The organism is Hamadaea tsunoensis DSM 44101, from assembly GCF_000428945.1.
GTDB lineage: Bacteria > Actinomycetota > Actinomycetes > Mycobacteriales > Micromonosporaceae > Hamadaea > Hamadaea tsunoensis.
This window is the reverse complement of the sequence record NZ_AUAX01000026.1, coordinates 80,859-93,048: the sequence shown is the minus strand read 5'-3', so window position 1 is coordinate 93,048 and position 12,190 is coordinate 80,859. Positions and strand designations below refer to the sequence as shown.

General features: G+C 70.9%; 11 protein-coding genes. 9 read left to right on the top strand and 2 right to left on the bottom strand.

From position 1 onward, the window contains the following. Nucleotides 1-35: 35 nt before the first annotated feature. From G401_RS57965 to manA, 4 genes are read left to right on the top strand one after another with little or no spacing between them, the layout of a single operon-like run. Complete coding sequence (locus tag G401_RS57965; protein WP_027345531.1) at nt 36-197, top strand: Trm112 family protein; 162 nt, start codon at nt 36-38, stop codon at nt 195-197. Beyond that, entirely contained in the window at nt 197-1,396 is a 1,200-nt protein-coding gene (locus G401_RS0130885; protein WP_034593658.1) for an SIS domain-containing protein, read from the top strand. The genes G401_RS57965 and G401_RS0130885 overlap by 1 nt, the downstream gene beginning before the upstream one ends. Beyond that, nucleotides 1,393-2,337: a cation diffusion facilitator family transporter gene (locus G401_RS49590; RefSeq protein ID WP_034593657.1), complete on the top strand. Its 945-nt coding sequence runs from the start codon at nt 1,393-1,395 to the stop codon at nt 2,335-2,337. The genes G401_RS0130885 and G401_RS49590 overlap by 4 nt, the downstream gene beginning before the upstream one ends. Before the next feature lie 7 nt (nt 2,338-2,344). Continuing rightward, nucleotides 2,345-3,427, top strand: coding sequence for a mannose-6-phosphate isomerase, class I (gene manA, locus G401_RS0130875; RefSeq protein WP_027345529.1), 1,083 nt, complete (start codon nt 2,345-2,347; stop codon nt 3,425-3,427). Nucleotides 3,428-3,599: 172 nt separating this feature from the next. Here the strand turns inward: manA and ahcY are convergent, their stop codons facing one another. Further along, nucleotides 3,600-5,051, bottom strand: a complete 1,452-nt coding sequence (gene ahcY / locus G401_RS0130870; protein WP_027345528.1) for an adenosylhomocysteinase — start codon at nt 5,049-5,051, stop codon at nt 3,600-3,602. A 450-nt stretch (nt 5,052-5,501) separates the two neighbouring features. Here ahcY and efeU point away from each other — a divergent pair, with 450 nt between their 5' ends. The 3 genes from efeU to efeB all read left to right on the top strand — a co-directional run bounded on the left by efeU (nt 5,502) and on the right by efeB (nt 8,848). Continuing rightward, complete coding sequence (efeU, locus tag G401_RS0130865) at nt 5,502-6,377, top strand: iron uptake transporter permease EfeU (protein WP_027345527.1); 876 nt, start codon at nt 5,502-5,504, stop codon at nt 6,375-6,377. 16 nt (nt 6,378-6,393) lie between these two features. Beyond that, nucleotides 6,394-7,521: an iron uptake system protein EfeO gene (efeO, locus tag G401_RS0130860; RefSeq protein ID WP_027345526.1), complete on the top strand. Its 1,128-nt coding sequence runs from the start codon at nt 6,394-6,396 to the stop codon at nt 7,519-7,521. 61 nt (nt 7,522-7,582) lie between these two features. After that, a complete protein-coding gene (gene efeB / locus G401_RS0130855; RefSeq protein ID WP_034593655.1) occupies nt 7,583-8,848 on the top strand; it encodes an iron uptake transporter deferrochelatase/peroxidase subunit in 1,266 nt (421 codons plus the stop codon). A 31-nt stretch (nt 8,849-8,879) separates the two neighbouring features. Here efeB and G401_RS49585 read toward each other — a convergent pair whose 3' ends face one another. After that, nucleotides 8,880-9,842: an RDD family protein gene (locus G401_RS49585; RefSeq protein ID WP_034593653.1), complete on the bottom strand. Its 963-nt coding sequence runs from the start codon at nt 9,840-9,842 to the stop codon at nt 8,880-8,882. A gap of 36 nt (nt 9,843-9,878) precedes the next feature. Here G401_RS49585 and G401_RS0130845 point away from each other — a divergent pair, with 36 nt between their 5' ends. Then, a complete protein-coding gene (locus G401_RS0130845; protein WP_245601898.1) occupies nt 9,879-10,901 on the top strand; it encodes a stage II sporulation protein M in 1,023 nt (340 codons plus the stop codon). 62 nt (nt 10,902-10,963) lie between these two features. Then, nucleotides 10,964-12,154 carry a hypothetical protein gene (locus G401_RS53555; protein WP_157546601.1) on the top strand — a complete coding sequence of 397 codons (1,191 nt, stop codon included), beginning with the start codon at nt 10,964-10,966 and terminating at the stop codon, nt 12,152-12,154. Nucleotides 12,155-12,190: the final 36 nt, after the last annotated feature.

Genomic DNA, 12,190 nt, shown 5'->3' with positions numbered 1-12,190 from the left:
CCCAGGGTGGCGGCTCGCCGGAGGGCTCGCCGACGCTGGATCCGCTGCTGCTCGAAGTCCTGGCGTGTCCCGCGGAGGACCACGCGCCACTCACGTTCGACGACCAGGCGCAGACCCTCACCTGCACCTCGTGCGGCCGGGTCTTCCCGGTCCGGGACGGTCTGCCGGTGCTGCTGCTCGATGAGGTGATCCAGTGATGAACCCCGTCGACGGCGCGGCCGGCGTACGCGGCTCCCGCACCGTCGACGAGGCGCTGCTGGACGACGCGGCCGGCCTGGAGGCCAACGATCCGGGCGGCATGCTCCGGGCGACGGCCTCCGCCGGCTCCCAGGTACGCGAGTCGACCGCGCTGACCGCCGAGGTGAACCTGACCCGGCTGGCCGACGAGGGCCGGCCCCGGGCCATCGTGATCGCCGGCGCCGGCACGGCCGCGCGTACCGGTGATCTGCTGGCGACCGTGGCCGGACCGCGCTGTCCCGTGCCCGTGCTCGCGCACCGCCACTCCGGCGTACCCGGCTGGGTGGGCGCGGCGGACGTGGTGATCGCGGTGTCGGCGAGCGGCCGTTCCCCGGAGGCGCTGGCGGCGGCCGAGGCCGCGGCGCGGCGCGGGGCCCGGCTGGTCGCGATCGGTGCTCCCGGTTCGCCGCTGGAGGCGGTGGCCGAGCGGGCCCGGGCGCCGTTCGTCGGTGTACCCCGGCGGGCCGCCGCGCGGGCGAGCCTGTGGGCGCTGACCGTGCCGGTGCTGCTCGCGGCGCGGGCGCTGGGCCTGGTGAAGATCACCGAGGCGGACCTCGCCGAGACGGCCTCGCGCCTGGACGCGGACGCCGACCGGTGCCGCCCGACGGCCGAGAGCTTCGTCAATCCGGCCAAGAGCATGGCGATCGCCCTGGCCGGCTCCGTGCCGGTCGTGTGGGGTTCCTCGCCGCTGGCCTCGATGGCCGCCCGCCGTTTCGGCGACACGCTGTCGGCCAACGCGCGCTACCCGGTGATCACCGGTGAGCTGGGCGAGGCCGGGCGCGGCCGGGTCGGTCTGCTCGACGGCTACTTCGGCGCCCTCGCCGAGTCCACCCGCGACATCTTCGCCGACCCCGAGGACGTCGACGACACGGCGACCCGGCTGTCGGTGACCCTGCTGCAGGACGGCGGCCTCGCCGACGACGAGATCAGTACGCCCGCCGCCGTCGAGCAGCGCCGTATCGAGGCCGTCCAGGCGCTCTGCGACCGCCGGGGCATCCGGTGCACGCTGGTGACCGCCGAGGGCGGCTCGGTGCTGGAGCGCTTCGCGTCGCTGGTGGCCGTCCCCGACTTCGCGTCCGTCTACCTCGGGCTGGCGCATGGATTGGACCCGATGGCGGTGCCGGCCGTCACCGAGTTGAAGGAGAAATTGCGAGCGTGAGCTCTGGAGGAGGCACCAAGGCCGTCATCGCGGCCCTCTCGGCGAACCTGGGCATCGCGGTGACGAAGTTCATCGCCTTTGCCCTGAGCGGTTCGTCCTCGATGCTGGCGGAGGCCATCCACTCCGTAGTTGACTCAGGTAATCAGGTTCTGCTGCTGGTCGGCGGCAAGCGGGCCAAACGGGAGGCCACCCCTCGGCACCCGTTCGGCTACGGCCGGGAGCGCTACATCTACGGCTTCATCGTGTCGATCGTGCTGTTCAGCGTCGGCGGCCTGTTCGCGCTGTACGAGGCGTACCACAAGTGGCATGATCCGCACCCGATCGAGAGCTGGGCGTGGCTGCCGATCCTCGTCCTGGTCGTCTCCATCGGCCTGGAGGGCTTCTCCTTCCGCACCGCCATCCAGGAGGCCAACCACATCCGCGGCAAGGCGAGCTGGAGCCAGTTCATCCGCCGGGCCAAGGCGCCCGAGCTGCCGGTCGTGCTGCTGGAGGACTTCGGCGCGCTGATCGGCCTCGTCTTCGCCCTGATCGGCGTGGCGATGACCCTGGTGACCGGCGACGGCCGGTGGGACGCGGCCGGCACGGCGATGATCGGCCTGCTGCTCGTCGCGATCGCGGTCATCCTGGCCTTCGAGACGAAGAGCCTGCTGCTCGGCGAGGCCGCGACCGACACCGACGTGGACGCGATCGAGCGGGCGATCCTGTCCGGCGACGAGGCCGAACGGATCATCCACATGCGTACGCTGCACCTCGGTCCCGAGGAACTCCTCGTGGCGGCGAAGATCGCGATTCGGCACGGCGACTCCGCCGAGCGCATCGTGACCGGGATCGACGCGATCGAGCAGCGCATCCGCGCGGCCGTGCCGATCGCGCGCGTCATCTACATCGAGCCTGATCTCTACCGGGTTCCGGCCGACGATCCCGCCCCCGCCGTCGGGTAGCCCGGTCATGCAGCCCCTCACCAGCATCATTCAGCCGTACGCCTGGGGATCGCGTACCGCCATCGCCGCCTTGCAGGGCCGGCCGGCGGCCGACGGTCCCGAGGCGGAGCTGTGGATCGGCGCGCATCCGTCGGGGCCGTCCCGGTTGCCGTCCGGTCCCCTGGATCAGGCCATCGCGGACGAACCCTCGCTGCTCGGTGACGCCGTCGAGCAGCGGTTCGGGCCGCGGCTGCCCTACCTGCTCAAGGTCCTCGCCGCCGACGCGCCGCTGTCCTTGCAGGCCCATCCGGATCTGGACCGGGCCCGCAGCGCGTACGCCGCCGGTGACGTGAACTACGTGGACGGCAATCACAAGCCCGAACTGCTGGTCGCGACCGAGCCCTTCGACGCGCTCTGCGGATTCCGGCCGGCCGACGCGTCGGCGAAGGTCCTCGACGCACTCGGCATCCCCGCGCTGGCCGTTGTGGTGGACTTGCTCGCGGCCGGCGACCTCCGCCAGGCCGTGGAGACGCTGCTGCGCTGGCCGGCGGGGGAGCGCCGGGAGCTGGTCGCGGCCGCCGCGGCGCACCCGCTCGCCGGCGAACTGGCCGCCCGGTACCCGGACGACATGGGAGTACTGGTCGCGCTCCTGCTCAACCACGTCACCCTCGAACCCGGCGACGGGATCTGGATGCCGGCGGGGAACCTCCACGCGTACCTGCGGGGGGTGGGGGTGGAGATCATGGCGGCCAGCGACAACGTCCTGCGCGGCGGGCTCACGCCCAAGCGGGTCGACGTGGACGAGTTGCTGGCGGTCCTGCGCTTCGAGCCGCTCCTCGATCCGATCCTGCCGGCGGTCCCGGTGCGGGACAACGTTGTCACCTGGCCCGTTCCGGTCGACGACTTCGCCCTGCACCGCATCACCGGAACCGCGACTCTCGACCCGGAGGGTCCGCGTACGGTCCTCTGCCTCCGAGGCGAGTTCACCGTCACCGACGACGCCGGCCCGACAATGCTGCGCGGCGGTGAGGCCGCGTTCGGCGCGGCCGGCGGCGGCCCGCTGCGCATCGAGGGAACCGGCGAGCTGTACCTGGCGACCATCGGGGACTAGCAAGATCAACCCCGCTCACCCAACTGCGCCGATCTTGCGCGAATGTCCGGGCAATTCGGCCACACCGGACGAAATTCGAGACACTCGCGCAAGATCGTCGGACGTGAGCGTCGGTAAGTCGGGCCCGGGACAAACAGATCTTGATCTTGAATGCCCCGGGCCCGAAGAATGATCAGTACCGGTAGTGGTCCGCCTTGTAGGGGCCCTCGACCGGGATGCCCAGGTACTCCGCCTGCCCCTTGCTGAGCTCGGTGAGCTTGACGCCGAGCGCGTCGAGGTGCAGGCGGGCGACCTTCTCGTCGAGGTGCTTGGGCAGCACGTAGACGCCGACCGGGTACTCCTCGGTCTTGGTGAACAGCTCGACCTGGGCGATGACCTGGTTCGTGAAGCTGTTGCTCATCACGAACGACGGGTGGCCCGTGGCGTTGCCGAGGTTCAGCAGGCGCCCCTCGGAGAGCACGATGATCGTGTGGCCGTCGGCGAAGATCCACTCGTCGACCTGCGGCTTGATGTTCTCCTTGGCGACGCCCGGCAGCTTGGCCAGGCCGGCCATGTCGATCTCGTTGTCGAAGTGGCCGATGTTGCCGACGATCGCCTGGTGCTTCATCCGGGCCATGTGGTCGGCGGTGATGACGTCCTTGCAGCCGGTCGCGGTGACGAAGATGTCGGCCGTCTCGACCACGTCGTCCAGGGTGGTGACCTGGTAGCCGTCCATGGCCGCCTGCAGCGCGCAGATCGGGTCGATCTCGGTGATGATCACCCGCGCGCCCTGGCCGCGCAGCGACTCCGCGCAGCCCTTGCCCACGTCGCCGTAGCCGCAGACGACCGCGACCTTGCCGCCGATCAGGACGTCGGTGGCGCGGTTGATGCCGTCGATCAGCGAGTGCCGGCAGCCGTACTTGTTGTCGAACTTGGACTTCGTCACCGAGTCGTTGACGTTGATCGCCGGGAAGAGCAGCGAGCCGCCGGTGTGCATCTCGTAGAGCCGGTGCACGCCGGTCGTGGTCTCCTCGGTCACGCCCTTGATCTGGGCCGCGACGTTCGTCCAGCGCTTGGCGTCCTCGGTCAGCGAACGCTGCAGGACCGACAGGATGACCGCGTACTCCTCGGAGTCCTCGGGGCCGGCCGACGGAACCGCGCCCGCCGCCTCGAACTGCACTCCCTTGTGGACGAGCAGGGTCGCGTCGCCGCCGTCATCGAGGATCATGTTCGGGCCCTCGCCGCCCGGCCAGAGCAGGATCTGCTCCGTGCACCACCAGTACTCTTCGAGAGTCTCGCCCTTCCAGGCGAAGACCGGTACGCCGGCCGGCGCGTCGACGGTCCCGGTCGGCCCGACGACGACCGCGGCGGCCGCGTGGTCCTGCGTGGAGAAGATGTTGCAGCTCGCCCAGCGTACGTCGGCACCGAGCGCCACCAGCGTCTCGATGAGGACCGCGGTCTGGATGGTCATGTGCAGCGAGCCCGTGATGCGGGCCCCGCGCAGCGGCTGCGACTGCGCGTACTCGCGGCGCATCGCCATGAGGCCGGGCATCTCGTGCTCGGCGAGCTGGATCTCCTTGCGCCCGAAGGCGGCCAGGGAAAGGTCGGCGACCTTGTAATCGCCGTTGACCAGGGTGCGGGTCATAGATGAACTCCTGTCGGTCGGCTGACCAGCGTCCGACGTCGCGACGCTTCGGTGATGCGACTTTCACCCTACAAGTCGCCGTAGGCCCGGACGTGCGCGGATGTCCCCGCGGGGGTCCCTGTGGCGGACATGTGCGTACGCCGGTGGTCGCCGTTCGCGGACCCTCCGCTCCCGGTGACCACCGGCGTACATCCCCCCGGTTTGGTTCCCCCGCGCGCGACGCCGGGATCCCCGGCCTCACGCTGCGTGGTTATAGGCTTACATCGCGTAAGGGACATGTCAAGCAAAAGGGAACATTTGGTCACGCGTCGCGTATCGCTTGCGACCCGAATGAGATCTGGGCCGGATTCGCGCCCTCCGCTTGACGGCACCCCCGGTCGGGGACTTAAGGTGTGGCTGCCCTAACTTAGGGCCGCCTCAGCTAAGTAACCGAGACCCCGGGAGCGCGCCATGACGGGCAACGTCTTCCTCGCCACGTTCCTGACCGGACTACGCGAGGGCCTCGAGGCAACCCTGGTCGTCACCATCCTGGTCGGCTTCCTGGTGAAGTCCGACCGCAAGCGCCACCTGCCGCTCGTCTGGGGCGGCGTGGGCTGCGCGGTCGCGCTCTCCGTCGCGGTCGTCCTGATTCTCGGGTACGCGTCGGAGCGCCTGAACGGTCCCGGCCGCGAACTCTTCGAGGCGATCACGTCCGTCGTGGCGGTCGTGTTCGTGACCTGGATGATCTTCTGGATGCGCCGGGCGGCCCGCTCGATGGCGGGGCAGCTGCGCGCGCGGCTCGAAGACGCGATCAAGCTCGGCCCGGTCGCGGTGGTGCTCATGGCGTTCCTGGCCGTGGCCCGCGAGGGCGTCGAGACGTCGGTGATCTTCGTCGGCATCGTGCAGGGCGCCCCGTCGGTCTGGTCGGTCGTGGCGATCTCCGCCGGCATCCTGACCGCCGTGGGCCTCGGCTTCGGCCTGTACGCGAGCCTCGTGCGGATCAACCTCACCAAGTTCTTCACCTGGACGGGCCTGCTCCTGATCCTGGTCGCCGCCGGCATCTTCAAGTACGGCGTGCACGACTTCCAGGAGGCCGGCGTCCTGCCGGGGCTCAGCAACCACGCCTTCGACATCTCCGGCTGGTTCGACCCGACCTCGTGGTACGGGATGCTCCTGTCGGGCATGTTCAACATCACCGCCCAGCCTTCGGTGCTGGAGACGATCGGCTGGTGTGTGTACGTGGTGCCGGTACTCGTTCTCTTCCTGTGGCGCAAGAAGCCGGCGAAGCCCGCCGCGCAGCCGTCCGCCGCGGCGCCGGCCGGTGCCGCACCGTCCTCCGTCAACTGATCGTTGGAGTCATCAGATGCGTAGACACCTGCTCGTCCCGGCCGCCGTCCTCGGCGTCGCCATGCTCGGCCTGACCGGCTGCGGCAAGGACGACAAGACCACGACCGGTGACGCCGCGGGCGGCCCCATCGCGGTGAGCGCCAACGACACCGCCTGCGACGTCGCGAAGGCGGAGGCCCCGGCCGGCACGGTCACCTTCAAGGTCACCAACAGCGGCTCGAAGGTCACGGAGTTCTACGTGTACGCGGCCGGCGACCGGGTCATGGGCGAGAAGGAGAACATCCTGCCCGGCGTACCCGTGGAGCTGAAGATGGAGCTGCCTGCGGGCGCGTACGAGACGGCCTGCAAGCCCGGGATGATCGGCGACGGTATCCGCGCGAAGTTCACGGTGTCCGGCTCGGCCGCGCCGCTGACCGCGGACGCGAAGCTGGCCGCGGCGAGCGAGAACTACCAGGCCTACGTGAAGACGCAGACCGACGGCCTGCTGGTGAAGACGCAGGAGTTCGCCGCCGCCGTCAAGGCGGGCGACGTGACGAAGTCGAAGGCCCTGTACCCGGTGGCGCGGACCTATTACGAGCGGGTCGAGCCGGTGGCGGAGAGCTTCGGCGACCTGGACCCGAAGCTCGACGGCCGGGAGGACGACGTCGAGGCGGGCACCGAGTGGACCGGCTTCCACCGCCTGGAGAAGGACCTGTGGACCGGCTCGATCGCCCAGGACGGGCCGATCGCCGACCAGCTGGTCAAGGACGTGCAGGAGCTGGTCGCCAAGGCCACCACAGAGAAGCTGAGCCCGCTGCAGCTGGCGAACGGCGCCAAGGAACTGCTCGACGAGATGGCCGCCAGCAAGATCACGGGCGAGGAGGACCGCTACTCGCACACCGACCTGTGGGACTTCGCGGCCAACCTGGAAGGCTCGAAGGCGGCCATCGCGGCGCTGCGCCCGTCCCTGGAGGACAAGGCGCCGGACCTCATCGCCAAGCTGGACAGCGGCTTCAAGGGCGTCGAGACCACGCTGGCGAAGCACCGCGCCAGTGACGGCTGGAAGCTGATCACGACCCTGTCGAAGGACGAGCTCAAGGAGCTGTCCGACTCGATCAACGCCGTGGCCGAGCCGGTCAGCAAGGTCGCCGCGGCCATCAGCTGAGTACGCAGTCCGGGCCCGCCGCGACCACGGTGGGCCCGGCCGTCTAGGTAGGAGAGACGTCATGGTGTCCAGGCGCAAGGCGCTGACACTCGGAGGACTCGGGGCCGCGGGCGCGGCGGGGGTCGCCGCGGGAGCGACGGCGCTGCTGTCCGGCGGCGGTACGCCCGCCGCGGCGGCCAAGGCGGCGGCCGACGCGATCGAGTTCTACGGCGAGCACCAGGCCGGGATCGTCACGCCGGCCCAGGACCGGCTGCACTTCGTGGCGTTCGACGTGATCACCAAGGACCGCGCGGACCTCATCGAGCTGCTGCGCCAGTGGACCGCCGCGGCCGCGCGGATGACGCAGGGACACGACGCCGGGCTGATCGGTGCCGTCGACGGGATCGCCGAGGCGCCGCCGGACGACACCGGCGAGGCGCTCGGCCTGCCGCCCAGCGGCCTCACCCTCACCATCGGCTTCGGGCCGACGCTGTTTCGCACGGCCGACGGCGTCGACCGGTTCGGCATCGCCGACAAGCGCCCGGCCGCCCTGGCGGACCTGCCCGCGTTCCGCGGGGACGCGCTGCAGGCCGAGATCTCCGGCGGCGACCTGTGCATCCAGGCGTGCGCCAACGATCCGCAGGTGGCCGTGCACGCGATCCGCAACCTGGCCCGCATCGGGTTCGGCAAGGTGAGCGTGCGGTACTCCCAGCTCGGGTTCGGGCGTACGTCGTCGACGTCGCGGGACCAGGCCACAGCGCGCAACCTGCTCGGGTTCAAGGACGGTACGCGCAACCTCAAGGCCGAGGACACCGAACTGCTGCCGCAGCAGCTCTGGGCGGCGGCCGAGGACGGCGCGAACTGGATGTCGGGCGGCTCCTACCTGGTCACCCGGCGCATCCGAATGATCATCGAGACCTGGGACCGGACCTCGCTCGGCGAGCAGGAGCAGATCTTCGGGCGTACCAAGGGCGAGGGCGCTCCGCTGGGTTCGGCCAAGGAGTTCGACGAACCGAACTTCGACGCCAAGGACGGCGACGGCATGCCGCTGATCGCCAAGGACTCCCACGTACGCCTTGCCCACCCCGACCACAACGGCGGCGCGCACCTGCTCCGGCGCGGGTACAACTTCGTCGACGGGTCGGACGGCCTCGGACGGCTCGACGCGGGACTGTTCTTCATGGCGTACCAGCGGGATCCGCGCAAGCAGTTCGTGACGGTGCAGAAGAGCCTGTCGCGCAACGACTCGCTCAACGAGTACATCCGGCACGTGTCCAGCGGTGTCTGGGCCTGCCCGGCGGGTGTGAGCGGCGCGGCGGACTTCTGGGGCCGGGCGCTGTTCGCCTGAACGACCTCCCGCCAGGCGCCGGGCGCTCCGGCTAGAGCAGGCGCTGAGGCGGGATCGGGGCGGCCGGGCGGACCGGCTGTCCGGGGATCGACGGGCTCGGCGCCGGCATCGGTGACCAGGGAGCCGGTGCCGTGAACGTGTGCGGCGCCGGCGGTGCGACCGGGAACAGCTCCGGCCAGAGCGAGGCGTGCGTCGCCCGGGCGGCCGCGAGCCGGGCCGCGCTGCGCCGGTGCCGCTCACCCAGAACCGCCGCCAGGTACGCCCAGCCGGGCGTCTGCGGTGGCGGCGGCGGGGTCGTCTTGGCCATGACCTCGGTCGCGAGCACCATGCCGAGCCGCGTCCGGAAGGGCTCCTTCAGCTGACGGCTGCGGGCCAGGAAATGGCGGACCGACAGGGCGAGCTCGTCGTCGAGGCCGGTGAGGTCCAGTGTGGACGCCCAGGCGGCCAGCGGCGGCGGCGTGGCCGGAATCCAGCCCCAGGTCGCCGGGGAGCGCTCGTGGATGACGAGCGTGCCCGCGGCCACGTCGCCCAGCCGTTTGCCCTGCGGGTTGACGGCCATCGTGCCGATCGCCGCCACCCAGGTCACCACGGGCATCAGCAGGCCGGGCCACTCGACGGCCGCCCCGATCAGCGACCGGACGAGCGCGTGCCGGAACTGCACCGGGCCGCCGTCGTCGCGCACGACGCGCAGGCCGACCGCGTACTTGCCGGGGGTGCGGCCGGCGGTCAGGGTCTCCCAGATCGCCTGATGACCGACGAAGACGATCACGATGATGGTCACGCCGACCGCGCCGGCCAGCGCGGCGTCGCCGAATCCCGCCGCGAGCGAGGCGATCCCGACGACGACCCAGAGCACGAAGAACAGCAACAGCTGGATCACGATGTCGATCATCAAGGCCAGCGCCCGCGACCCGGGCCGGGCCACGCGCACGTCGAGATGGACCGCCTCGCCGCTGACCAACTGCGTCGGTGGCGTCTGCAGCACCGTCGTCACGTGTGTCACCTCCCCCGGGCGATTGGAGCTTACGCTGTGCGGGCGACCCCCGCTGTCGGCGTACGCGTGGGGTCCGGACCGGGGGAGGGGCACGTGGATCTCGACGCGTTCGTGGCCGAGCACCAGGCCGAATGGCGGCGCCTGGAGCAGTTGAGCCGGCGTCGCCGGTTGAGCGCCCGGGAGGCGGACGAGCTGGTCGTGCTCTACCAGCGGGCGGCCACGCACCTGTCGGCGGTCCGCAGCCGCCTGCCCGACCCCGCCCTCGTCGCCCAGCTGTCCCGGCTGGTGCTCACGGCACGGGCGGCGGTCACCGGCGGGCAGGGCTTCTCGTGGCGGGCCGTCGGGCGGTTCTTCACCCACGGCTTCCCGCTGGTGGTATACCGGGCCCGCTGGTGGTGGGCCGGCACGACGATCGCGTCCCTGGCGGTCGCGGTCGCCGTCGGCGTGTGGTTCACGGAGAACCCGGACGCCCTGGCCGCGTTGATGTCGAACGACCAGGCCCAGCGCATCGTCGACAAGGAGTTCGTCTCGTACTACAGCGATTACGCGGCCCAGAACTTCGCGGCCGAGGTCTGGACCAACAACGCGTGGGTCGGCGCGCAGACCTTCGCCGGCGGCGTGCTCATCCTGCCCGCGCTGTGGGTGCTGTTCACCAACGCGCTCAATCTCGGGCTGATGGGCGGCCTGATGATCAGCCACGGCAAGGCGGACGTCTTCTTCGGCATGATCGCGCCGCACGGCCTGCTCGAACTCAGCGCCGTCTTCGTCGCGGCCGCCCTCGGGCTGCGGATCGGCTGGGCGGCCCTGGCCCCCGGCCCGCAGCTGAGCCGCGGCGCCGCCGTCGGGTACGCGGCGCGTACCGGGCTGCTCGGGGTGCTCGGGCTTGTCGCCGTGTTCGCCGTCGCGGCCTGCCTCGAAGCGTTCGTGACCCCGTCTCCGTTGCCGATGATCGTCAAGGACGCGATCGGTGCCGTGGTGTGGCTCGGATTCATCGCGTACGTGCTGATCCGGGGGCGGGCGGCGGAGGCGGCAGCCGTCCAGGTGGACGTCGAGCACTGATCCGGCGGTCCGGCGGGATCGGGGGGCTCCGCGAACGCGCCGCGACGGCTACTCTCACGCTCGTGTCGCAGCCCGATCCCTGGCAGTCCCCGGCTCCGCAGCCCGAATCGCCGTCCCCGGCGGTTCCCCTGCCCGAGTCGCAGCCCTCCTCGCCCGAGGCCGAACCTTCCGCGCCTGGAGAGCAGCCTTCCTCGCCGGAGGCGGAGCTTCCCTCGCAGGGAGAGCAGCCCGCCGTGCCCGAGGCGGAGCTTCCTGGGGCGCAGCCTTCCGCCGCCGAGTCGCAGCAGAGCGGGCCGGCAACGCCGCCGGAGCCGTCCGCCGTCGACCAGCCCGCTGCCGGGCAGTACGCCTACCCGCCGGGCTACCAGAACCCTTATCCCGCACAGTATCCGGGCCAGGCGTACCCGGCGCCGGTCTATCCCGGACAGGCGTACCCGGCGCAGCCCTACCCGGGACAGGCATATCCGGGTCAGCCGTATCCGGGGCAGCCGTACCCGCAGGCGCCCTACGGCTACCCGCAGGCCGGCTATCCGCAGGCGGGATATCCCCAGCCCGGTTACGCCCAGCCCGGTTATGCCCAGCCGGGATATCCGCAGCCGGGATATCCGCAGGCGGGCTACCCGCAGACCGGCTATCCGCAGGCGGGTCAGCCGCAGGCCGTGACCCCCGGTACGCCCGGTACGCCTGGTACGCCGAAGAAGCGCCGGTCGATCTGGCTGCAGCTGGGCATCTTCGCGGTGGTACTGCTGCTCGTGTGCGGCGGGGTCGGCGTGTGGGCGTACACCTCGTTGACCAAGGGGTACCCGGCCGCGGTGGGCTTCCCGACCGAGATGCCCGGCTACTTCAACACCAACTCCGGGATGTCACCGTCCGGTGTGGACATCGAGGGGCTGCTGACCGATCTGGGCACCTTCGACAAGGTGCAGGCGACCGCGTACCGGCGGCCGTCGGGGCACCTGTCGGACAACATCGCGATCGCGGTCGGCACGGGCTACGTCTTCCAGCCCGAGACGACGCTGCGGCAGGTGATGGGCTACGCCCAGTCGTTCACGTTCACCGACCCGGACAAGTTCGACGCCGGTACGCAGGGCGGTGTCGTCCTGTGCGTCGAGCACCACGGCGAGAGCATCGTGGACACGCTGTGCGGCTGGGCCGACCACGGCAGCGTCGCGTTGCTGATCTTCGGTGACCGCCGGGCCGACAAGGCGGCGGCCGAACTGCTCACCCTCCGCGACGCCCTCGAAACCCACTGAGACACCCGCTCAGCCCCAAGCCCAGTCCAGCCCTCG

Coding starts and splice junctions, on each gene's coding strand:
- G401_RS0130885 (WP_034593658.1), top strand. CDS start 197: ATGAACCCCGTCGACGGCGCGGCCGGCGTACGCGGCTCCCGCACCGTC.
- manA (WP_027345529.1), top strand. CDS start 2,345: ATGCAGCCCCTCACCAGCATCATTCAGCCGTACGCCTGGGGATCGCGT.
- ahcY (WP_027345528.1), bottom strand. CDS start 5,051: ATGACCCGCACCCTGGTCAACGGCGATTACAAGGTCGCCGACCTTTCC.
- efeU (WP_027345527.1), top strand. CDS start 5,502: ATGACGGGCAACGTCTTCCTCGCCACGTTCCTGACCGGACTACGCGAG.
- efeO (WP_027345526.1), top strand. CDS start 6,394: ATGCGTAGACACCTGCTCGTCCCGGCCGCCGTCCTCGGCGTCGCCATG.
- efeB (WP_034593655.1), top strand. CDS start 7,583: ATGGTGTCCAGGCGCAAGGCGCTGACACTCGGAGGACTCGGGGCCGCG.